The sequence below is a fragment of the Allobosea sp. genome, assembly GCF_051860145.1.
Classification (GTDB): domain Bacteria; phylum Pseudomonadota; class Alphaproteobacteria; order Rhizobiales; family Beijerinckiaceae; genus Allobosea.
The window spans coordinates 1-21,439 of sequence record NZ_JBHYEM010000030.1; the positions used below are offsets into that span (position 1 = coordinate 1).

19 protein-coding genes are annotated in these 21,439 nt (G+C 66.4%); 14 read left to right on the top strand and 5 right to left on the bottom strand.

What is annotated here, in order from left to right; translation table 11 throughout:
• On the bottom strand, nt 1–1,014 hold a 1,014-nt coding region (locus ACTIF2_RS25875; protein WP_439500013.1), incomplete at its 3' end, for a peptidylprolyl isomerase.
• A gap of 175 nt (nt 1,015–1,189) precedes the next feature.
• Between ACTIF2_RS25875 and tpiA the strand changes: the two genes are divergently transcribed.
• The 9 genes from tpiA to ACTIF2_RS25920 all read left to right on the top strand — a co-directional run bounded on the left by tpiA (nt 1,190) and on the right by ACTIF2_RS25920 (nt 9,142).
• Nucleotides 1,190–1,951: a triose-phosphate isomerase gene (gene tpiA / locus ACTIF2_RS25880; protein ID WP_439500014.1), complete on the top strand. Its 762-nt coding sequence runs from the start codon at nt 1,190–1,192 to the stop codon at nt 1,949–1,951.
• Between the two features lie 303 nt (nt 1,952–2,254).
• Complete coding sequence (secG, locus tag ACTIF2_RS25885) at nt 2,255–2,656, top strand: preprotein translocase subunit SecG (RefSeq protein ID WP_439500015.1); 402 nt, start codon at nt 2,255–2,257, stop codon at nt 2,654–2,656.
• Between the two features lie 155 nt (nt 2,657–2,811).
• Entirely contained in the window at nt 2,812–4,440 is a 1,629-nt protein-coding gene (locus ACTIF2_RS25890) for a CTP synthase (RefSeq protein WP_439500016.1), read from the top strand.
• Nucleotides 4,441–4,475: 35 nt separating this feature from the next.
• Entirely contained in the window at nt 4,476–5,471 is a 996-nt protein-coding gene (locus ACTIF2_RS25895) for an endonuclease/exonuclease/phosphatase family protein (RefSeq protein ID WP_439500017.1), read from the top strand.
• Between the two features lie 82 nt (nt 5,472–5,553).
• Complete coding sequence (locus ACTIF2_RS25900; protein WP_439500018.1) at nt 5,554–5,955, top strand: DUF350 domain-containing protein; 402 nt, start codon at nt 5,554–5,556, stop codon at nt 5,953–5,955.
• 10 nt (nt 5,956–5,965) lie between these two features.
• Nucleotides 5,966–6,580 carry a DUF1190 domain-containing protein gene (locus tag ACTIF2_RS25905; protein WP_439500019.1) on the top strand — a complete coding sequence of 205 codons (615 nt, stop codon included), beginning with the start codon at nt 5,966–5,968 and terminating at the stop codon, nt 6,578–6,580.
• Between the two features lies 1 nt (nt 6,581).
• Nucleotides 6,582–7,748 carry a glutathionylspermidine synthase family protein gene (locus ACTIF2_RS25910; protein WP_439500020.1) on the top strand — a complete coding sequence of 389 codons (1,167 nt, stop codon included), beginning with the start codon at nt 6,582–6,584 and terminating at the stop codon, nt 7,746–7,748.
• A 71-nt stretch (nt 7,749–7,819) separates the two neighbouring features.
• Complete coding sequence (locus ACTIF2_RS25915) at nt 7,820–8,695, top strand: VOC family protein (protein WP_439500021.1); 876 nt, start codon at nt 7,820–7,822, stop codon at nt 8,693–8,695.
• Between the two features lie 42 nt (nt 8,696–8,737).
• Nucleotides 8,738–9,142, top strand: a complete 405-nt coding sequence (locus ACTIF2_RS25920; protein WP_439500022.1) for a DUF350 domain-containing protein — start codon at nt 8,738–8,740, stop codon at nt 9,140–9,142.
• Between the two features lie 67 nt (nt 9,143–9,209).
• Here ACTIF2_RS25920 and ACTIF2_RS25925 read toward each other — a convergent pair whose 3' ends face one another.
• Nucleotides 9,210–10,523, bottom strand: coding sequence for a peptidoglycan DD-metalloendopeptidase family protein (locus ACTIF2_RS25925; RefSeq protein WP_439500023.1), 1,314 nt, complete (start codon nt 10,521–10,523; stop codon nt 9,210–9,212).
• Between the two features lie 96 nt (nt 10,524–10,619).
• Nucleotides 10,620–11,084, bottom strand: coding sequence for a peroxiredoxin (locus ACTIF2_RS25930; protein WP_439500024.1), 465 nt, complete (start codon nt 11,082–11,084; stop codon nt 10,620–10,622).
• A 224-nt stretch (nt 11,085–11,308) separates the two neighbouring features.
• Between ACTIF2_RS25930 and ACTIF2_RS25935 the strand changes: the two genes are divergently transcribed.
• Nucleotides 11,309–14,785, top strand: coding sequence for a hypothetical protein (locus ACTIF2_RS25935; protein WP_439500025.1), 3,477 nt, complete (start codon nt 11,309–11,311; stop codon nt 14,783–14,785).
• Between the two features lie 10 nt (nt 14,786–14,795).
• On the opposite strand, the gene tyrS is transcribed toward ACTIF2_RS25935, so the two are convergent.
• The gene (gene tyrS, locus ACTIF2_RS25940; protein WP_439500026.1) at nt 14,796–16,040 is read right to left on the bottom strand and encodes a tyrosine--tRNA ligase; all 1,245 of its coding nucleotides are present in this window, start codon (nt 16,038–16,040) and stop codon (nt 14,796–14,798) included.
• A gap of 462 nt (nt 16,041–16,502) precedes the next feature.
• On the opposite strand from tyrS, the gene gcvA reads away from it, so the two are divergent.
• Nucleotides 16,503–17,453 carry a transcriptional regulator GcvA gene (gene gcvA, locus ACTIF2_RS25945; RefSeq protein WP_439500027.1) on the top strand — a complete coding sequence of 317 codons (951 nt, stop codon included), beginning with the start codon at nt 16,503–16,505 and terminating at the stop codon, nt 17,451–17,453.
• Between the two features lie 13 nt (nt 17,454–17,466).
• Here gcvA and ACTIF2_RS25950 read toward each other — a convergent pair whose 3' ends face one another.
• Nucleotides 17,467–18,138, bottom strand: coding sequence for an alpha/beta hydrolase (locus ACTIF2_RS25950; RefSeq protein WP_439500028.1), 672 nt, complete (start codon nt 18,136–18,138; stop codon nt 17,467–17,469).
• Between the two features lie 297 nt (nt 18,139–18,435).
• On the opposite strand from ACTIF2_RS25950, the gene ACTIF2_RS25955 reads away from it, so the two are divergent.
• The 3 genes from ACTIF2_RS25955 to ACTIF2_RS25965 all read left to right on the top strand — a co-directional run bounded on the left by ACTIF2_RS25955 (nt 18,436) and on the right by ACTIF2_RS25965 (nt 21,434).
• On the top strand, nt 18,436–19,638 hold the full coding sequence (locus tag ACTIF2_RS25955; protein ID WP_439500029.1) for a cysteine desulfurase family protein: 1,203 nt from the start codon (nt 18,436–18,438) through the stop codon (nt 19,636–19,638).
• Between the two features lie 61 nt (nt 19,639–19,699).
• Entirely contained in the window at nt 19,700–21,172 is a 1,473-nt protein-coding gene (gene sufB, locus ACTIF2_RS25960) for a Fe-S cluster assembly protein SufB (protein WP_439500030.1), read from the top strand.
• A 7-nt stretch (nt 21,173–21,179) separates the two neighbouring features.
• Nucleotides 21,180–21,434, top strand: a complete 255-nt coding sequence (locus tag ACTIF2_RS25965) for a cytoplasmic protein (RefSeq protein ID WP_439500031.1) — start codon at nt 21,180–21,182, stop codon at nt 21,432–21,434.
• The last annotated feature ends 5 nt before the right edge of the window (nt 21,435–21,439 follow it).

A 21,439-nucleotide genomic window follows, 5' to 3' on the forward strand; every position in this document is an offset into this window, starting at 1 on the left:
GGCGAGCGCGAAGGCGGCGTCGCGAACCGCCGGGTCGAAGACCTGGGCCTTGGTGAAGGTGCCGAGTGTCAGATCCTTGTCCGCAACGCTGCGCGACGCGGCCACGACCTCGAACGCCTCGCCGGCGGCGATCTTCGCCTTGGCGGCCTGCGCCTCGTCGGGGTTCGGGAAGCCGATCTGCTGGATCGTGCGAGTCTCCGGCGAGCCGAAGCGCTGCGCCTTGACCTGCTCGTAGCGGGCCTTGGCCTCGTCGTCCGTCACCTTGCTCGGGTCGGCGAGCGTCTCGGCCGTGATCGTCACGACATTGGCGCTGCGGTGTTCGGGCGCCCGGAAGCTCGCCTTGCGCTCGTCGAAATAGGTCTTGAGCTGGGCCTCGCTCGGCGCGGCGATCTCGCCGGCGGCTGCGGGCGACATCCTGGCGAAGGTCACGCCGCGCCGCTCGTTGCGCAGCCGGTGCCCGAGCTCCTGGAGGGCGACGGGCGCCGTCGCCGCGCCGACGACCATTTCCGCGAGCTGCTGGCGCAGGATGGTGGCGCGCTGCTCGCGCACATAGGTCTGCTCGTTCAGGCCGTTCGAGCGCAGCAATTCGTTGAAGCGCGACGGCGAGAAATTGCCCGATGCGTCCTTGAAGACCGGGTCCTGGAAGATCAGGTCGCGAATGGTCTCGTCGGAGACGGCGAGGCGCATGCTGCGCGCCGTCTGGTCGAGCACGGCCTCCGTCACCAGCCGCGACAGCACCTGACGGTCGAGCCCGATCGCCCGCGCCATATCCGGCGTGATCGTGCGGCGCTGCTGCCGGGTCAGGTTCTGGACCTCGTTCTGATAGGCGGTGCGCAATTGCTCGAGGCCGATCTCGGTCTTGCCGACCCGGGCCACCGAATTGCGGCCATAGCCCTGGAAAATGTCGCCGATGCCCCAGATCGCGAAGGACAGGATCAGGAAGCCGAACAGCACGAAGATGATGAGCTTGCCGACCAAGCTCTGCCCCGCCTTGCGGATGCCCTGCATCATCATTTCGTCGTTCTTTCCCTCATTGGCCACGCAGCAGCAGCGCGAGCCTTCGTCTTTTGTCGGCGCTGCTTATAGGAACCGATCGCGCCGCGGGCAATCTTCCGCGCGTTCCTGCCGGCCGATTGCGGTCATGTGCGGGCATTGCTAGAGCCGTTGCACGAAAAACAGGAGGATCAAGGTGACGCGCAGCATCAAGCCGCTGGTGGCGGGCAACTGGAAAATGAACGGCCTGAGGGCGGAGCTCGCCATCGCCGCCGAGGTGGCCAGGGGCTACGGCGCCGAGCTGAGGCATGCTGTCGACCTCGCCATTTGCCCTCCCGCGACCCTGCACTTCGCCATGACGGCCGCGCTGATCGGCTCGCGCATCGCCACCGGCGGCCAGGATTGCAGCGCCCAGTCGAGCGGCGCCTTCACCGGCGAGATCTCGGCCGGGATGCTGAGCGACGCGGGCGCGACCTATGCCATCGTCGGCCATTCCGAGCGCCGCACCCTGCATGGCGAGACCAATGCGACGGTCAAGGCGAAGGCCGAGGCGGCGCAGAAGGCGCTGCTGGTGCCGATCGTCTGCGTCGGTGAGACGCAGGCCGAGCGCGAGGCCGGCAAGGCGCTCGCCGTCGTCAAGAAGCAGATCCGCGGCTCCGTCCCCGAGGGCTCGACCGCCGCGACGCTGGTCGTCGCCTATGAGCCGGTCTGGGCGATCGGCACCGGGCTGACGCCGACCGCTGCCGATGTCGCCGAGATGCATGCCGCAATCCGCGCCGAGCTCGGCAAGGCGCTGGGCAAGGCGGCGGCGAGCGGTGTGCGCCTGCTCTATGGCGGCTCGGTCAAGCCTTCGAACGCGGCCGAACTGATGAACGTGGCCCATGTCGACGGCGCGCTCGTCGGCGGCGCCAGCCTCAAGGCGGAGGACTTCCTCGCCATCGCAAAGGCTTGCGCCTGACAGAGACCTGGAACCTCAGCCCTCATCCTGAGGAGCCGCGCAGCGGCGTCTCGAAGGATGCTCCAGTTCCTGGTGATTGCGCCCTCTGGAGCATCCTTCGAGATGCGAGCTGAAGCTCGCTCCTCAGGATGAGGGCTGAGGTTGAAAAAGACCGCTGAAACCCGGACGTTGCAGGAATGACGCAATTGCCGGGTGGTGCCCCCGGCGGTCGCGTGCTATGTGCGCCGCCGAACCCGCCATCGGCGGAGATGCGGCGCGGGACACCCTTGGCGGTGGCCTGCGTCATACCCATTTCGTGAGATCATGCAGAACGTTCTCATCGTTATCCATCTGATCATCGTGGTCGCGCTCGTCGGCGTCGTCCTGTTGCAGCGCTCTGAGGGCGGCGGCCTCGGCATGGGCTCCGGGGGAGGTGGTGGCGCCGGCGGCTTCATGACCGGTCGCGGCCAGGCCAACGCGCTGACCCGTGCCACGGCGATCCTCGCCGGCTGCTTCTTCCTGACCTCGATCGCGCTGGCGATCATGGCCAATCAGGGCCGCGTCCAGCGTTCGATCATCGACGGCGCGCCGGCGTCCTCGGCGCCCGCGGCTCCGACCGGGCCGAGCGCGCCCAATGCCGGAGGCGGCGTCCTCGACCAATTGCGTCAGATGCAGAATCAGGGCGGCTCGCAACCGCCGACGCCGCCAGCGGCGCCGCAGCAGTAACGAAGACAGGGCAGGGGCCGGGCAACCGGCCCTTCTCTTTTGGGAGAGCCGCCGGGCAACCGGCCATTCTCTTTTGTGGACAAGCGTGAACGGCAAGGCGGGCCTGCGTCGGCGCGCTTAGCGAATCGAAACCCTGGCGTTAAAGGTGGTCTCCCATGACGCGGTACGTTTTCATCACCGGCGGCGTGGTATCCTCGCTTGGCAAGGGCCTGGCGGCGGCAGCTCTCGCAGCTCTCCTGCAGGCGCGTGGCCATACGGTCCGCCTGCGCAAGCTCGATCCCTATCTCAACGTCGATCCGGGCACGATGAGCCCGTATCAGCATGGCGAGGTCTTCGTCACCGATGACGGGGCCGAGACCGATCTCGACCTCGGCCATTACGAGCGCTTCACCGGCCGGCCCTGCAACAAGGGCGACAACATCACGACCGGCCGCATCTATATGGACATCCTGACGCGGGAGCGGCGCGGCGACTATCTCGGCGCCACCATCCAGGTCATCCCGCATGTCACCAACGCCATCAAGGAATTCGTCCTGACCGGCAACGAAGGCTATGACTTCGTGCTGGTCGAGATCGGCGGCACGGTCGGCGACATCGAGAGCCTGCCCTTCCTGGAGGCCATTCGCCAGACCGGCCAGCAATTGCCGCGCGGCCAATGCATCTTCGTGCACCTGACCCTGCTGCCCTATATCCCGACCGCAGGCGAGCTGAAGACCAAGCCGACCCAGCATTCGGTTGCCGAGCTGCGCTCGATCGGCATCCAGCCCGACATCCTGCTGTGCCGCACCGATCGCCCGATCCCGAACGAGGAACGCCGCAAGCTCGCCCTGTTCTGCAATGTCCGCGAGACGGCGGTGATCGAGGCCCGCGACGTCGCCTCGATCTATGACGTGCCGCTGTCCTACCATGCGGAAGGGCTCGACAACGAGGTTCTGGCAGCCTTCGGCATGGATGCCAGCGCCGAGCCCGACATCAGCGGCTGGCAGCGGATTTCCGAGCGGGTCAAGAATCCCGAAGGCGAGGTCACGATCGCCATCGTCGGCAAATATACCGGGATGAAGGACGCCTATAAGTCCCTGATCGAGGCCCTGACCCATGGTGGCATCGCCAACCGGGTCAAGGTCAATCTCGACTGGATCGAATCCGAGGTCTTCGAGAAGGAGGATCCGGCGCCCTTCCTCGAGCATGTCCACGGCATCCTCGTGCCCGGCGGCTTCGGCCATCGCGGCGCGGAAGGCAAGATCAAGGCGGCGACCTTCGCCCGGCAACGCAAGGTGCCGTATTTCGGCATCTGCTTCGGCATGCAGATGGCGGTGATCGAGGCCGCTCGCTCGCTCGCCCATATCGAGGATGCGAATTCGAGCGAGTTCGGCCCGACCAAGGAGCCCGTCGTCGGCCTGATGACCGAATGGATGCGCGGCAACGAGCTGGAGCAGCGCGCCGCCGGCGGCAATCTCGGCGGCACGATGCGGCTTGGCGCCTATGCCTCGGTCCTCGAACCAGATTCCAAGATCGCCAAGATCTATGGCTCGACCGAGATCTCCGAGCGGCATCGCCATCGCTACGAGGTCAACATGACCTATCGCGACCGGCTCGAGGGGCAGGGGATGACGTTCTCCGGCGTCTCGCCAGACGGGCTCCTGCCCGAGACGGTCGAGTATCCGGACCATCCCTGGTTCATCGGCGTGCAGTACCATCCCGAGCTGAAATCGCGCCCGTTCGAGCCGCATCCGCTCTTCGCCAGCTTCATCGAGGCCGCTGTGGTGCAGAGCCGCCTCGTGTGACACGATCGGCTCCGGTTTGAGACCGGAGCCGCGCCATGTCGGAAGCCTTGCCCGCGCTGCATCTTCCGGACACGCCGGCCGCCGCCCGCGACGAGATCGTCGCATTGCGCGCCCATCTCGACAGCATCGTTCCGCCGAAGCGCGAGACCAGCCGCAACACGCTGATCGCGACCTGGAACATCCGCAAGTTCGGCGATCTGTCGGAAATCTGGCTCGCCGGACCCAAGGCCAGCCCCAAGCGCGACTGGCGGGCCCTCTGGGCGATCACCGAGATCGTCTCGCGCTTCGACATCGTCGCGATCCAGGAGGTCGTCGGCAATCTCAAGTCGCTGCGCACCATGATCAAGACGCTGGGCCCGAACTGGTCCTTCCTGATGACCGACGTGACCGCCGGCGACGCGGGCAATGGCGAGCGCATGGCCTATGTCTTCGACACGAGGCGGGTCAGCCTGTCGGGGCTGGCGGGAGAACTGGTCATTCCGCAGGAATGGCTCGACGAGACCGGCAAGGACGCGCTGAAACGGCAGTTCGACCGCACGCCCTATGCGGTCAGCTTCCGCTCCGGCTCCGATACAGTGCTGCTCGTCACTGCGCATATCAAATACGGCGCGCGCGGATCAGACCGCATTCCGGAGCTGCGCGGCATCGCGCGCTGGATGAGTGGCTGGGCCGACGACACCAATGAATACGGGCAGAACTTCATGCTGCTCGGCGATTTCAACATCGATCGCCATGGCGACGAGCTCTGGCAGGCCTTCGTCTCGACCGGACTGACCGTGCCCGAGCCGTTGCTCGGGCTTCCGCGCACCATCTTCGCCGATCCCGAAAAGCCGCTCGAGCAGTTCTACGACCAGATCGCTTGGTTCGAGAAGGATCGGAAGCGCCAGCTCAACCTGGTCTTCAAGAGCGGCGGCAACATCGATTTCGTGCCGTTCGCCTATCTCGGCGAAGGCTTCACGCGCCAGCAGCTCTCGCATCGCCTCTCCGACCATTTTCCGCTCTGGGCCGAATTCGAGACGCGCAAGCCATAGACCGGCCGGCACTGGCGTGACCAGGCGGCAGCGCTATACTGGCACGGTCGGGCAGGCCTCAACACCTGCAGGGGGGAACGACATGACGGTCTCGATGGCCGGGTTGCCGGCATTCCTGTTGTATTTTGTCGTCGGCGCAGCCCTGATCGCAGGTTTTGCCGTTCTCTATCTCCGACTGACCGCGCATGACGAGATCGCCCTGATCCGGGCCGGCAATCTCTCGGCCGCGATCGCGTTCGGCGGCAACGTTGCCGGCTTCTCGATTCCGCTGGAGAAGGCGATCGCCCAGGCGAGCAGCATTCCGGACTGCGTGCTCTGGGCGCTCGCCGCGATGCTGATCCAGTTCGCCGCCTATGGGCTCGCCCGCATCCTGATCCCCGATCTCTCGAAGAAGATCGAGGAGGACCGCCTTCCGTCCGCCGCTATGCTCGCGGTCATCGCCGTGATCAGCGGTACGCTCGCCGCAGCCAGTATGACGGTTTGAGGAGGCGGGCATGAAGCGCTCGACCCAGATCGGCCTTGCGGCCGCAGGCGTGGTGCTGGTCGCGGTGGCGTGGTCGCGCTCCGGCGACGAGAGCGACGAGACGTTCGTCTACAACTCGCTGGCTGATTGCCGGGCGGCCGGTCAGTTGACGGCCAGCCAGTGCGAGCAGCGTTTCAACGAGGCGTCGGCCAACCATCTGCGCGACGCCAAGAAATTCTCGAGCACGGCCGCCTGCGAGGCGGAATACGGTACGAGCTCCTGCCAGAGCTCGACCTGGAACGGTGCGCAAGTGGTCATTCCCGCCCTCGCGGGCATCATGCTCGCGCGCAGCCTGGCTCAAGGCGGAGGCGCCGCCGCGCCGCTCCTGCCTCCGACCCGGCAGGCCTGCCCGCCGGGCAGCCAGGCGCCGGAATGCCGGGAAGCCCGGTCCTCCTCCTCGTCGGGCAGCGGCGGGAGCGGAGGCGGGGGGCGCAGCGGCTGGTCCCGCGCCTACTCGACGACCTCGGGACAGCCGGTGGTCGCACGCAACGTCTCGTCGACCGGCATCACCAGCATGCCGAGCACCAGCTCGCGCGGCGGCTTCGGCTCGACCTCGCGCTCTTTCAGCTCCTCGTCCTCGTCCTGAAATGCGACGGGTCGCGGTGGAGCCCCGTCCCGACTGGCAGGCGCAGGTCGAGCGCCTCGGCTTCGCCTTCCACACGATCGACGGCGAGACCTATTGGGACGAGAGCGCGGCCTATGCGTTCACGCTGGAGGAGATCGAACGCGACATCGAGACACCGACCGGCGAGATCGAGCAATTGTGCTTCTCGTTCATCGAGCGGGCGATCGACGACGATGCGATCCTCACGCGCCTTGCGATCCCGCAGCCGCAATGGGCCCTGATTCGCGACAGCTGGCGGCGCGGCGACCGCAATCTCTATGGCCGGCTCGACCTCGCCTATGACGGCAAGGGGCCGGCCAAGCTGCTCGAATACAACGCCGACACCCCGACCGCGCTCTTCGAATCGGGCGTGGTGCAATGGGATTGGCTCGAGCAGGCCATGGCGCGCGGCGCGCTTCCGCCGGGCTGCGACCAGTTCAACTCGCTGCATGAACGGCTGATCGCGGCCTTTGCGGCCTTGCGGGACCCGTCTCCCTACCGGCTGCATCTGACCTGCGTGCGGGACAGCGCCGAGGACAAGGGTACGGTCGACTACCTGCAGGATTGCGCCGTGCAGGCCGGCCTCGACGCGCGCTTTACGTATATCGAGGAGATCGGCCTGCTCTCGGACGGGCGCTTCTGCGACGGCGCCAACCTGCCGATCGAGACGCTGTTCAAGCTCTACCCCTGGGAATGGCTGTTTCGCGAGAACTACGCCGACGCGCTGGCGACGTCCCGCTGCCAGTTCGTCGAGCCGCCGTGGAAGGCGCTTTTGTCCAACAAGGGCCTGCTCGCCTGTCTCTGGGAGATGGAGCCCGGCCATCCCAACCTCCTGCCGGCCTTCTTCGAGGGCGATCCGGGTTGCTCCGGCCTCGGCCCGCGCCATGTCCGCAAGCCGCTCTATTCGCGCGAGGGGGCCAATATCGCGCTGATCGAGCGGGGCAGGGTGCTCGACAGCGATGACGGGCCCTATGGCGCCGAGGGCTATGTCCTCCAGGACGCCGCGATCCTGCCGGCCTATGACGGCAATTATGCCGTCCTCGGCTCCTGGCTCGTCGCCTCGCAACCTTGCGGGCTCTGCATCCGCGAGGACACGACGCCGATCACCAAGAACAGCTCGCGTTTCCTGCCGCACTACATCGAGCCGTGACCGCTCCGGAAAAGCTTGCTACAGCCCGATTCCGAAGCCGCGTGGCGGCGCGAAGAATGGCGATTCATCCCATGTCCCAACCCGGCCGGCCGCGCGGTCTCGACCATCTCGTCATCGGCGTCCGCGACCTCGATGCGGCGGGCGAACTCTATGCACGCATGGGTTTTCGCGTCGGCGCCCGCAACCGGCACCCCTGGGGCACCGAGAACCGGATCGTGCAGTTCCCGGGCGCCTTCCTGGAACTGATCACGATCGGCGATCCCGGCGCCATCCCGCCGCATGGGCCGTGTCACTTCTCCTTCGGCGCCTTCGTCCGCGACGCGCTGGCCCGGGGCGAGGGCATGTCGATGCTCGTGCTCGAAAGCCGCGACGCCAGGGCCGACGCCGAAGCCTTTCGCGAAGACGGAATTGGGGATTACGAGCCCTTCTTCTTCGAACGCCAGGCGCAGCGCCCGGACGGATCGCAGGTCCGGGTCGCCTTTTCGCTGGCCTTTGCGCGGAACGAACGCGCCCCCGATTGCGGCTTCTTCGTCTGCGAGCAGCACGAGCCGCAGAATTTCTGGAACCCGGCCTTCCAGCAGCATTCCAACGGCGCCAGCGGCCTTGCCGCAGCGATCATGGTGGCCGAGAACCCGACCGACCATCACATCTTCGTCTCCGCCTTCACCGGCGAGCGCAGCCTGAAATCCAATTCGCTCGGCGTCAGCGCCGCATTGCCGCGCGGCCGGCTCGACGTGCTGACGCCGCATGCCGCGCAGCAGCTCTTCGCGGTCGAGGACAAGGGGGCCGGACCGGAATTCGCCGGTTTCGTCGTCGCGGTGCCCGATCTGGCGGCCGTGCAAGCCGGTCTGGATCGCGGCAAGATCGGCTCAGTGCGGGTTGGAGAGCGCATCATCGTGCCGGGCGAGGCAGCCATGGGTTGCATGGTTGCGTTCGAGCCAGGCTGAAGCGCACCATCCATCCCGCAAGAGAATCAGCGGGAGGACCTCATGTTTGGCCAGGCCTTGGCGCGACTGCCGGATTTCGCGTTGTTCTTCTCAGCGGCGCTCGGCCTCGTCGGGCTCTATCTGCTGATCTACACGCTTGCCACATCGCATAACGAGTTCGGGCTGATCCGGCGCAACAACGTCGCGGCCGCGTTGTCGCTCGGCCTCAGCCTGACCGGCTTTGCGCTGCCCTTGTCGAGCGCCGTCGTCCATTCCACCACCATCATCGATCTCGCGGTGTGGGGCGTGGTCGCGCTGATCGTGCAGCTGCTCGTCTATGTGCTGGTCAGGCTGGTGCTGCCGAACCTGTCGGCCCGCATCGCCTCGGGAGAGCTCGCCGCTGCGCTGTTCCTCGGCGCCGCCTCGCTCGCGGCCGGCGTCATCAACGCCGCCGCCATGACCTTCTAGGGATAGTTTGCGAAACTGGATTGTGAAAACGCGCTACAGCGTTGCCGCCCTGTAATTTTCTTAAGATCTAGAGTTGCCCTGCGAGCTTCATTCCGGCCCGGACGAAGCGGGTCGGATCGGTCGGGTCGCCTTCGATTCGGGTCTCGTAATGCAGGTGCGGGCCGGTCGAGCGCCCGGTCGTGCCGACCCGGCCGACCACGGTTCCGCTCGTGACATTCTGGCCGGCCGAGACGCTGATCGCCGACATATGGGCGTAGCGCGTGCTGATGCCGCCGGCATGCTCGATCTCGACCATGTTGCCGTAGCCGCCGGTATATTCGGCCGTTACCACCTTGCCGGGCGCGGTGGCATGGACCGGCGTGCCGGTTTCGGCACGGAAATCGATGCCGGTATGCATCGCCGGGCCGCGCGTGAAGGGGTCGACGCGGTAGCCGTAATTCGAGGTCATATCGACCTCGCCGGGCATGGGCTTGCGCAGCGGAAGCTGCTCGATCAAACCGCGCAGCCGGTAGAGCGCCGCGATTCGTGGCTGCAGGGCGCTGAGCGTGGCCTCGAACGGACCGGCCGAGGCATCGATCTTGAACGGGACGAAGGGGCCGCCGACGCCCTTGGCGATCGTCGCCGTCGCCGCCATGCGGTCGGTGTCGAGGCCGGTTTCGGCGAGTGCGCCGCGTAGCGTCTTCTGCGATTCCGCCAGGCTCTGGTCCATTTGCCGCAACGCGGCGAGCTGGGCGCTCGCGGCCTTGTTCAGGGACTGGTCCAGGCGGCTCAAGGTCTCGACAACGCGCTGCGCGGGAGCCTTTGGTGCCTCCTCGGCCTCTCCGGATTCCCAGGGCGCGCTCTTGGGCGCCTCGGAGCTGCGCAGGCCCGGCGCGTCCGGTGCCGGCATCGGCTTGCCGGACGCGATCGGCGCAAAGCTCGAGACGCTGGAGGCGCGGATGGCTTCTTCCGGCTTGATCAGGCGGGAGCGCAGCGGCGCCTTGTCAGGCGCGGCGAGGCCGGCAGCCTGCAACGTACCGGTCACCGCATTCACCAGCGCCTGCTTGCTTTCCAGATCGGCCTGGCGCGTCGCCAGTTCGTCGACGCGCGCCTCGACGCCGTCCTGGTCGAGCAAAGCGCGGCTGGCGAGGCGGTCGATATCGGCCCGCAAAGCAGCGATCCGGTCCTCATAGGCGTATTGCCGAGCGGTCTCCCGGGCGATCAGGCGGGCCGCGAGATCGTCCTTGTTCAGGATGTACCAGCCGCTCACGCCGCCCCAGGCGGTGGCGAGCGCCAGGAACGAGAGGCCCGCGAAGGCAGTCGAACGGCGGATCGTATATTTCTTGTGCGAGGCCAGCCCGGTGACGGGGAGAGCCTGACCAGTCGAGGCGGGATGGGTCATACGCAAAACCGGATGTGACGCTGCCGATATCGCGATTAGACCCCGTTAGGGTTAATCCTTTGCAAATTCCCGCCGCATGATCGTCGGCGCCGCCGTTCAGAGCGCGCGGACGGCGGCGAGGACCTCCTCGGCATGTCCGGCGACCTTCACCTTGGGCCAGATCCGCGCGATCCGGCCGTGAACGTCGATCAGGAAGGTGGTGCGCTCGACACCCATGTACTTGCGGCCATACATGCTCTTCTCGACCCAGAGCCCATAGGGCTCGAGCATGGCATGGCTCTCGTCGGCGACCAGCGGGAAGGCGAGGCCGTATTTCTGCTTGAACTTGTCGTGGCGCCGGGCGGGATCGGGCGAAATGCCGATGATCTCGGCGCCGGCGGCCGCGAATTCCGCACGCAGGCCATTGAACGCGATCGCCTCTTTCGTGCAGCTTTCGGTGTCGTCCTTGGGATAGGCATAGAGCACGACCTTGCGGCCCTTTAAGTCGGAAAGCGCGAGCGAGCCGCCGCCATCTTTCGGCAAGTTGAAGTCCGGAGCGGGGTCGCCTTCTCGTAAGGCCATGAATTGCCTTCCTTTCGTCGTGTTCCGCCTGCATGGAGCGCAGAATCGATTGGCAGGGTACGCTGCCCATTCCGGCACTGGCCAGTCAGGGCCAGTCAGGAGCCGAATCGGTTAGTCTGGTCGCGGCGTTCGCCTGATGGCGCCCATGTGGCCATTCACGCCCATGATACGGTGAGGTTGGAACCGAAGTGCCGCTTCGGTTCCCTTATGGAACGCGAAAGCTCTTGGCGAACGAGAACAACGACAAGACCGGTCCCGCGCAGCAAGAGGCGCCGCCCCAGGCGTCGGCCTGCGAGGAGGTCGCCGTCGTCGCAAGGCGCGCCAAGGCCGGTCTCGTGACCATCGCGGTCGCCGTCGTGGTCGCGGTCGTGACGCTGGCGGCCGCCGCGGGGACCCTGCTGGTCACCGGCTTGATCCCGCTCTCGGGGCTCGAGGGCCGCATTTCGGCGGCGATCGCGGAACGGCTCGGGCCCGACTGGAAGGTCGAGGCCGCCGACGCCGAACTCGGCCGGATCGACGGCCACTCCCAGCTCCGCGTGCGGCAGGTCTCCTTCCGCCATCGCAGCGGCGCAGCATTTCGCGCACCCGAGGCGGTGCTCGGCTACGAGCCGCTGGCGCTGCTGCGCGGCGAGATCCGGCTGGTCTCGGTCGACCTGCGCGGCGTCAATGTGCGTCTCGGCGTCAATCACGACGGCGCGCTGATCGTCAATGCCGATTCGGAGCCGGCCGAGGCTCCGGCCACACCGGTCGTCCCCGATGCCGGCCATTGGAACGCCTTTACCGGCATCATGGAGGCGGTGGCGACGCTGGCGGCGGGGGACGGGCTTCTGGGAGCGCTCGAGACCGCCGGCATGCGCGGCGCAAGGCTGTCCCTGGTCGATCCAGACGGGCGCCAGAAGGCGGGGCTGGAAGATGTCGACATCCGGCTGTCGCGGGCGGGAAACGGCGTCAGCCGGTTGACCATGAAGGGGCGGACGGGCTCACGCTGGAAGGAGCTCGCGATCGACCTTTCGACCGATCGGGACGGCACCAGGCGGGCCGATATCGACATCATCCGATTCGAGCCGGCCGAGGTCGCGGCGCTCGCCTTCGGCACGACCAGCGTCGCGATCGAGGGTTTGCCGATGACCGGCAAGATCTCGTTGGCTCACCGGCCGGGCGGGGAGAGCAAGATCAAGGCGCGCTTCGACATCCTTCCGGGAACGGTGCGCTTTCGCGACAGCCCGGTCGAACCGATCTCGATCGATGCTGCGCATGTCGAGCTCGAGAGCAGCGCCGGACTGAACGATATCCGCGTCACCTCCGGGGAACTCAAGGCGGGGGCGACGCAACTGCGCGGCACCGGGACGTTGCGCGAGCAGGACGGCGTCTGGCGGATGAATCTCGATACGAGCGGCCAGATCGCCGGCATGGGTACCGATCCGGCCGTCACGATCGACAGGATGCAGGGCGACGTCACGCTGGATTCGCGCAGCAACGAGGTCAGGATCGACGGCTTCTCGCTGCGAGGTCCGGCAATCTCGGTCGACATGACCGGCCTGGTACAGCGCCAGGGAACCTCGCCCTACCAGCGCTTCGCGATCAAGGCGACGGATTCCGACGCGCGGGCGGCCCTGGCGGTCTGGCCCGGCTGGACCTCGCCGGAGGTGCATTCCATCCTGACGCGGCAGCTCGTCGCCGCCCGGCTCGCCTCGGTCGAGGTCAATCTCGACCTTCCCGCCGAGGATCACGCCCGGCTGGTCCACGGAGAAGGCATGCCGGACGGCGCGCTCTCCGTTGCGATCGATGCGACGCAGGTGCGTTTCCTGCCTGGCCCCGGCCTGCCGCCACTCGTCGATGGCAGCGTCAAGGGAAACGTGACCGGGCGAACGGTCCAGCTCGCGGTTTCGAAAGCGGCCGCCGATCTCGGCGATGGCCGCACGCTTATGCTGAGCGAGGGCAGTTTCGGCATGCCGGATTTCTGGGCGCCTCGCTCGCAGGCTCGCATCGGCTTCCGCTCCACGGGCTCGGTGGACGCGTTGGCCGCGCTCTTCACCTTTCCCGCGCTCAAGGAGTTCAACCCCGGCGCAATCGATCCGGCAGCGCTGAAGGGTACGAGCGACCTGAAGACGGTGATCAGCTTGCCGCTCGTCGCCGATATCCAGGCTGGAGAGGCAGTGGTCCAGAGCGCCGGAACGCTGTCGGGCGTCGCTTCCGACACCTTGCTCGGCACGGAGAAGCTGGACGGCGCCAATCTTGCCGTCAGTTTCGACCGCTCCGGCCTGTCCCTCCGCGGCGAGGGGCGCGTCAGCGGCGAGCGCGCCCAAATCGAGGTTCGGCAGAATCCGAAGGGGCAGGGCGAGGCGACGCTGTCCTTCGCGCTCGATGGTGCAGCGCGCCAGCGGCGCGGCCTGGGACCGGAGGCCGGCATCACCGGGCTCGTCCAGGTCAAGGTCACGAAGCCGCTTGGCAAGGGCGCGGCAGCGCCGCCGCGCGTCGAGGTCGATTTCGCCAAGGCTGCGATAGACGGTGGGCTCCCAGGCTTCAGCAAGCCGGCGGGGCGGCCCGGGCGCGCGACATTCAACTATATCGCCGACCCGAGCGGCCCCGATCTCGAGGATTTCCTGTTCGAATCCGCGCCGGCACTGGCCCGCGGCAAGATCGAGCTGAACAAGCAGAACGGTTTCGAAAGCGCCAGCCTGTCGCAGCTCAGAATTTCGCCCGGAGACAACCTGAAGATCGAGGCCAAACGCGATGGCACCGTGACGAAGCTCGTCATCCGCGGCGCGGTTGCCGATGTGCGTCCCTTCATTCGCGACCTGCAGGTCGGCGCCGATGCGGCTGGGCGCGGCAAGGGCGGCGGCCGGGGCGGGGATGTCGACGTCGATCTCGACGTGCCGATCCTGACGGGCTTCAACAACGAGGCGATCGGCAACGGCCAGATGAAGCTCTCCAAGCGCGGTGGCGAGTTGCGCTCGCTGAGCTTCGAGGGCCGGATCGGCCGGGCCGATGTCACGGCGCGACAGGCGCGCCAGGGCGACAAGGACGGGGCGCTCGTCCTGCAGTCGGAGAACGGCGGCGCGGTGCTGCGCTTCCTCGATCTCTACCGCCGGGCGCATGGCGGAAATCTCGTCCTGACGCTCGGCCCGGGCGAGACCCGGCAAAGCGGCGAGTTGTTGTTCCGCGACTTCATGGTGCGCGACGAGCCCGCGTTGCGTCGCGTGCTGGGCGGCCAGGCGGCGACGCCCCTTTCGGGAGATCGCGTCGGGTCGGCCGGCGGCCGTATCGATGCCAGCGAAGTCGCCTTCACCAAGCTTCGGGCCGAGTTCACCCGCTCGGCCAGCCGGCTCGATATCTCGGACATGGTGATCTGGGGCCAGCAGGTCGGCTTCACCGTGCAGGGCAATGTCGACTACGGCCGCGACAGGGTCGATATCGGCGGCACCTTCGTGCCCGGCTATGCCTTGAACAACGCCTTCGCGCAGGTGCCGGTCGTCGGCATGCTGCTCGGCGGCGGCCAGTATGGCGGCCTCTTCGCGCTCAATTTCCGGATTTCCGGTTCGGCGAGCGCGCCGACGATGACGATCAATCCGCTCTCGGCGATCGCGCCCGGCATCCTGCGCCGCTTCGTCGATCCGCTCGGTGGCGCGCCCATCGAGCGTCCGGTGCAGCCGCCGCGGCCGGCCGCGCCGCAGCCATCCACGCCGGCTCAGGGGCGCTGAGCGCGTCAGCCTATTCAGGCCGCAGCAGCACGTGCTTCTTGCGCCCGAAGGAGAGCTTGATCACGCCCTCGGGCGAGAGATCGCCCGGCTGGAGCGTGCCGCGCTCATCCGTCACGACGACATCGTTGACCCGCAGGCCGCCCGACTTGACCTGCCGGCGGGCTTCGCCGGTGGACGGCACCAGGCCCGCCGTGACGAAGGCGGTGAGCACGCCGAGCCCGGCCTCAAGCGTGGCGCGCGGCAGCGCGACGCTTGGCAGGTCGGCCGCGAGCGCGCCTTCCTCGAAGGTCTGGCGGGCGGTTTCGGCGGCTGCCTCGGCTGCCTCGCGGCCGTGCAGCAGGGCCGAGACCTCGGTCGCCAGGATCTTCTTGGCCTCGTTGATCTCGGAGCCGCCGAGCGCCGCCAGCCGCGCGATCTCGCTCATCGGCAGCTTGGTGTAGAGCTTCAGCAAGCGCTCGACATCGGCGTCCTCGGTATTGCGCCAGAACTGCCAGAATTCGTAGGGGCTCATCAGGTCGGCATTGAGCCAGACCGCGCCATTGGCGGTCTTGCCCATCTTGCCGCCCGAGGCCGTCGTCAGCAGCGGCGAGGTCAGCGCGTAGAGCTGCACATCGGCCATGCGGTGGCCGAGATCGATGCCGTTGACGATGTTGCCCCACTGGTCGGAGCCGCCCATCTGCAGGATGCAGCCGGTGCGCTTGTTGAGCTCTACGAAGTCGTAGGCCTGCAGGATCATGTAGTTGAATTCGAGGAAGGACAGCGATTGCTCGCGGTCGAGCCGCGTCTTGACGCTGTCGAAGGACAGCATGCGGTTGACCGAGAAATGCCGCCCGACATCGCGCAGGAACTCGAGATAGTTCAGCCCGAGCAGCCAGTCGGCATTGTTCACCATGCCGGCTGCGCTGTCGAAATCGAGATAGCGCGCGAAGACCTTGCGGATTCCCGCGAGGTTGCGCTCGATATCCTCGACCGTCAGCAGCTTGCGGGCCTCGTCCTTGAAGGACGGGTCGCCGACCATCGAGGTGCCGCCGCCCATCAGGGCGATCGGCTTGTGGCCGGTCTCCTGCATCCAGTGCAGCATCATGATCTGGATCAGCGAGCCGGCATGAAGTGAGGTCGCAGTCGCATCGAAGCCGATATAGGCGCTGATCGGCCCTTTCAGCGCGGCCGCGTCCAGCCCCTCCGGATCGGAGATCTGGTGGACATAGCCGCGCTCGGAGAGGGTGCGCAGAAGGTCGGATTTGAAGGCGGTCATGGCGGCGGATGCGATCTGAGGTTTCTCGTTCCGCCGTCGTCTAAGCGCTTCTGTTGGAGATTGCGAGTGCAGAGCCGCCTTTTTGGCGCCGCGAGATCCGGAATCGGTTTTCAGGCCGGCGGGTTCTGCAGCCAACGCGCCCCAAGTTGCGGCGGCCGCGGCGGCTCGATCAGATTCCGCTCGAGCCCGAGATCGTGGAGATCGCGGTCACTCAACGACGCAAGGTATGGTGTCCCCAGATCCGCAGCCGGCCGCCACCATCTGGCAAGCCATGCCCTCAGCGATGCCGAGAAGCTGGGCGTTTCGACAGAAGGGGACGGGGCGATCGATAGGCATGTCATGATGGGATTCCCGAGAAGGCATGGCGGCGGCCATGCGTGTCGAGATCAAATCTGATCAAGGCAGGGCGTCGCGACAAAGCCGAAGATTGCGATCTGACATAAGGAGAGCTTATGCTTCGGCATGTCTGCGACCCCGCCACGCCACAAGCTGCCGCCGCTCTCTGCCGTACGCGTCTTCGAAGCGGCCGCGCGCCACCAGAACTTCACCCGTGCCGCCGAAGAGCTCGGCATGACGCAGGCTGCCGTGAGCTATCAGATCCGGCAGCTTGAAGACCGTGTCGGCGCGGCGCTGTTCATCCGGCAGCCGCGACAAGTGACCCTGACGGCGCTCGGCCAGCGGCTCGCCGGACCGGTGGCCAAGGCCCTCGGCGAGATCGGCACGGCATTTCATGAGATTCGCGAGCAAAGTCAGACAGTCCTGACGATCTCGGCCCTGCAGACGATGGCGATCACCTGGCTAGCGCCGCGGCTCGCGCAGTTCCATGACGCAAATCCGGATCTCGACGTGCGGGTCAGCACGTCGGAACATCTGGTCGATTTCGCAACGGAATCGGTCGATCTGGCCTTGCGCTACGGCAAAGGGGAGTGGCCGGGGCTCGTGGCCGAGAGGCTGTTTGCCTGCCACCATGCGCCGCTCTGTTCGCCGGACCTGCAGAAAACCTTGAACCTGCGTGAGCCAGCGGACCTGCTCCGCGCGCCGCTGCTCAGCGCCAACGACCCATGGTGGAAACGCTGGTTCGCCGCTGCCGGGATCGACGATCCGCAGCTCGACGGGCGGGCGACGATGACGTTGCAGATGCAGGCCATGAGCGTCCAGGCCGCGCTGCGCGGCCATGGCGTCGCGATGGCGATTCCAGAGCTCTTCGCCTACGACATCGCGGCGGGGCATCTGGTCTTCGCCAGCGATCACGCGGTGCGTGACGAGTGGGCTTATTGGATCGTCTATCCGCGGGAGCGCCGGCGCGAGCGCAAGATAATTTTGTTTCGCGACTGGGCGCTGGCGGAGGCCCGGGCGGCATGCCTTGCACTGCCCGTGATCAACCAGAACCGGGACGTCGCCGCCCCGGTTTGATGATCTTCCGATATCAGGCCTGCTCCTGCTCGGCCTTGGTGATCTCGGGGCCGACATTGCGGTCGAGATAGGCGCTGACCGCCTCCATGAGCTGGTCCACGCGACCGTCGAAGAAATGGTTCGCGCCCTCGACCACGGCGTGCTCGATCTGGATGCCCTTCTGGGTCTTCACCTTTTCGATCACCGCCATGACCTCCTTGACCGGCGCGACGCGGTCTTCCGAGCCATGCACGAACAGGCCGGAGGAGGGGCAGGGCGCCAGGAAGGAGAAGTCGTAGCGGTTGGCCATTGCCGCGATCGACATGAAGCCCTCGATCTCGGGGCGGCGCATCAGGAGCTGCATGCCGATCCAGGCGCCGAAGGAGACGCCGGTGATCCAGCAGCTCTTGGCCTCGGGATTGAGCGCCTGCATCCAGTCGAGCGCCGCGGCGGCGTCCGAAAGCTCGCCGGCACCATGGTCGAAATGGCCCTGGCTCCGCCCGACGCCGCGGAAATTGAAGCGCAGCGCCGAAAAACCCCGGTTCACGAAGGTGTAGAACAGGTTGTAGACGATCTGGTTGTTCATCGTCCCGCCGAATTGCGGGTGCGGGTGCAGGATGATGGCGAGCGGGGCGCCCTTCTTCTTGGCGGGCTGGTAACGGCCTTCGATCCGGCCGGCCGGTCCGTTGAAAATAACCTCGGGCATCTCACACTCGCCTTTTGTTGAGGCAGGGCCATGCGCGACCGGGAAATCGGCGGCGAATTGCCGACCAAATTGCCCTGCCGCCCTTGACGGACCCGCCGCTCGCGCCCTACATCAAGCGCTTAGAATAGTTCTAACAGCCGTGAACAATACCGGAACAAACTATCGGTTTGCCATTCTGGCGAGCCTTTTGTCCGGGAGCACGGCCGGTTGGATGGGCGGCTATAGCACGGTGCAGGGGTGCGATTTCAAGCATTTCGTGCCGGCCGGAACCCGCCCCTGGAACGGAGCTTCGCAGACGTGACCGGGTTGGCCCGCTCCTATCTCGACCATAACGCCACGACGCCCGTGCGTCCTGAGGTGGTCGATGTGATGCTGGCGGCGCTCGGCATGCCGGGCAACCCGTCTTCCGTGCATGGCGAGGGCAGGGCGGCCCGCGCTGCGATCGAGACGGCGCGCGAGCAGGTTGCCACCCTTTGCGGCGCCAGGGCCGCCGATATCGTCTTCACCAGCGGCGGCACCGAGTCTGCCTCGACGGTGCTTTCGCCGGGCCTGATGGAATGCAGCGGCGGGCGCGATTGCGTGCGGGTGCCGAGTTCGCTCCTGCTCTACGGGGCGACCGAGCATGCCTGCGTGCGCGATGGGCACCGTTTCGCAGAGCGGGCCGAAATCGTTCCGGTCGATGCGGACGGCCTCGCCGATCTCGCCTGGCTGGAGGCGCGGCTGGAACGGCTCGCCGTCGAGCGCCCCGGGGGGCGGGCGCTGGTTTCGCTGCATCTCGCCAATAACGAGACCGGAGTGATCCAGCCGATCGCCGAGGCTGCGGCCATCGCCCGGCGACATGGCGCGCTCCTGCATTGCGACGCGGTTCAGGCCGCAGGCAAGATCGCGATCGATATCAAGGCCCTGGGGGCGGATGTTCTGACGCTCTCTGCGCACAAGATCGGCGGGCCCAAGGGCGTCGGCGCCATTGTTTTCCGCAGCGGTGCCTATGAGCTCGCCGACAAGCCGATCCGTGGCGGCGGGCAGGAACGTGGCTGGCGGGCGGGAACCGAGAACGTCCCCGGTATCGTCGGCTTTGGCCTCGCGGCCGAGATCGCGGGCCGGGTGCTCGATACCGAGACGGCGAGGCTCGCAGGCCTTCGCGACGCGATGGAGGCCGGGATCCTGGCGCTTGCACCGGGAACGGCGATCTTCGGCAGCTCCGCTCCGCGCCTGCCGAATACCAGCGCCTTCGCTACGCCGGGGATCAAGGCGGAAACGGCGTTGATCATGCTTGATCTCGCTGGCATAGCGCTCTCGTCCGGCTCGGCCTGCTCGTCGGGCAAGGTCAAGCGCTCGCATGTGCTCGACGCCATGGGCGTCGACCCTGCCATGAGCGCGGGGGCCTTGCGGGCGAGCCTGGGATGGACCACCTCCGGGGCGGACATCACGAAATTTCTCGCGGCCTACGCGAAGGCGCTGGCCGTGACGACCGGTCGGGAGAGACAGGCGGCGGCCTGATCTTCCGGCGACTAACCTTGAGAGAACCGGCGGGCCTTGAACCCGCGACTGGAGACTGAATATGGCAGCGGTCCAGGAGACCATCGAACAGGTCAAGTCGATCGACGTGACCGAATACAAATACGGCTTCATCACCGATATCGAGATGGACAAGCCCGCCAAGGGCCTGACCGAGGATACGGTGCGCTACATCTCGGCGCGCAAGAACGAGCCTGAATGGATGCTGGAATGGCGGCTCGACGCCTTCCGTCGCTGGAAGACCATGACCGAGCCGACCTGGTCGCGCGTGCAATACCCGCCGATCAACTACCAGGACCTCTACTACTACGCCGCGCCGAAGAAGGGCGCCTCGCCGAAATCGCTCGACGAGGTCGATCCGGCGATCCTGGAGACCTACAAGAAACTCGGCATCCCGCTGCGCGAGCAGGAAATCCTGGCCGGCGTCGAGCCGCAGAACCGTGTCGCGGTCGATGCCGTGTTCGACTCCGTCTCGGTCGTCACCACCTTCAAGAAGGAGCTGGCCGAGGCCGGCGTGATCTTCTGCTCGATCTCGGAGGCGATCCAGGAGCATCCGGATCTGGTGCGCAAGTACCTCGCCACCGTCGTGCCGGTGACCGACAATTATTTCGCGACGCTGAACAGCGCCGTCTTCACCGACGGCTCCTTCGTCTACATCCCCAAGGGCGTGCGCTGCCCGATGGAGCTGTCGACCTATTTCCGCATCAACGAGCAGAATACCGGCCAGTTCGAGCGCACGCTGATCATCGCCGACGACGGTGCCTATGTGAGCTATCTCGAAGGCTGCACGGCGCCCAAGCGCGACGAGAACCAGCTCCACGCCGCGGTGGTCGAGCTGATCGCGCTCGACGATGCCGAGATCAAGTACTCGACGGTGCAGAACTGGTTCCCCGGCGACGCCGAGGGCAAGGGCGGCATCTACAACTTCGTGACCAAGCGCGGCGACTGCCGCGGCAAGAACTCGAAGATCTCGTGGACGCAGGTCGAGACCGGCTCGGCGATCACCTGGAAATACCCGTCCTGCATCCTGCGCGGCGACGGCTCGCGCGGCGAGTTCTACTCGATCGCGGTCTCGAACGGCATGCAGCAGGTCGATAGCGGCACCAAGATGCTGCATCTCGGCAAGAACACGACCTCGAAGATCATCGCCAAGGGCATCGCGGCCGGAAAGTCCGACTCGACCTATCGCGGCATGGTTTCGGCCCATCGCAAGGCGACCGGCGCCCGCAACTTCACCAATTGCGACTCGCTCCTGATCGGCGACCAGTGCGGCGCCCACACCATCCCCTATATCGAGGCCAAGACCGCGACGGCAGTGTTCGAGCATGAGGCGACCACGTCGAAGATCGGCGAGGACCAGATGTTCTATTGCCAGCAGCGCGGCCTCTCCGAGGAGGAGGCAGTGGCGCTGATCGTCAACGGCTTCGTCAAGGAGGTGCTGCAGCAGCTCCCGATGGAGTTCGCCGTCGAGGCGCAGAAGCTGATCACCATTTCCCTGGAAGGAAGTGTCGGGTGATCGGGAGATGTTCGATCTCGATACCCTGGTGAACGCTCACAAACATTGCCGCCGTCATCGCATTGAAGTTTCTCAAAGCGAGGTCTGTGGATGCTTTTACTGCGCGGAGATCATCGACCCAGCCGAAATTCGGCAATGGACGGACAACAATCAGACGGCGATCTGCCCTCGTTGCGGCATCGATTCTCTGATCGGAGGCAAGTCCGGATTTCCCGTAGCTGATCCGGCCTTTTTGAAGGCCATGCACCAACACTGGTTTTAAGGTCC

Excerpts from the sequence above, each read along its gene's own strand:
- ACTIF2_RS25895 (WP_439500017.1), top strand. The coding sequence starts at position 4,476 with ATGTCGGAAGCCTTGCCCGCGCTGCATCTTCCGGACACGCCGGCCGCC.
- ACTIF2_RS25890 (WP_439500016.1), top strand. The coding sequence starts at position 2,812 with ATGACGCGGTACGTTTTCATCACCGGCGGCGTGGTATCCTCGCTTGGC.
- tyrS (WP_439500026.1), bottom strand. The coding sequence starts at position 16,040 with ATGACCGCCTTCAAATCCGACCTTCTGCGCACCCTCTCCGAGCGCGGC.
- ACTIF2_RS25930 (WP_439500024.1), bottom strand. The coding sequence starts at position 11,084 with ATGGCCTTACGAGAAGGCGACCCCGCTCCGGACTTCAACTTGCCGAAA.
- ACTIF2_RS25905 (WP_439500019.1), top strand. The coding sequence starts at position 5,966 with ATGAAGCGCTCGACCCAGATCGGCCTTGCGGCCGCAGGCGTGGTGCTG.
- ACTIF2_RS25950 (WP_439500028.1), bottom strand. The coding sequence starts at position 18,138 with ATGCCCGAGGTTATTTTCAACGGACCGGCCGGCCGGATCGAAGGCCGT.
- secG (WP_439500015.1), top strand. The coding sequence starts at position 2,255 with ATGCAGAACGTTCTCATCGTTATCCATCTGATCATCGTGGTCGCGCTC.
- sufB (WP_439500030.1), top strand. The coding sequence starts at position 19,700 with ATGGCAGCGGTCCAGGAGACCATCGAACAGGTCAAGTCGATCGACGTG.
- ACTIF2_RS25925 (WP_439500023.1), bottom strand. The coding sequence starts at position 10,523 with ATGACCCATCCCGCCTCGACTGGTCAGGCTCTCCCCGTCACCGGGCTG.
- ACTIF2_RS25900 (WP_439500018.1), top strand. The coding sequence starts at position 5,554 with ATGACGGTCTCGATGGCCGGGTTGCCGGCATTCCTGTTGTATTTTGTC.
- ACTIF2_RS25965 (WP_439500031.1), top strand. The coding sequence starts at position 21,180 with ATGTTCGATCTCGATACCCTGGTGAACGCTCACAAACATTGCCGCCGT.
- ACTIF2_RS25910 (WP_439500020.1), top strand. The coding sequence starts at position 6,582 with ATGCGACGGGTCGCGGTGGAGCCCCGTCCCGACTGGCAGGCGCAGGTC.
- ACTIF2_RS25915 (WP_439500021.1), top strand. The coding sequence starts at position 7,820 with ATGTCCCAACCCGGCCGGCCGCGCGGTCTCGACCATCTCGTCATCGGC.
- gcvA (WP_439500027.1), top strand. The coding sequence starts at position 16,503 with ATGTCTGCGACCCCGCCACGCCACAAGCTGCCGCCGCTCTCTGCCGTA.
- ACTIF2_RS25920 (WP_439500022.1), top strand. The coding sequence starts at position 8,738 with ATGTTTGGCCAGGCCTTGGCGCGACTGCCGGATTTCGCGTTGTTCTTC.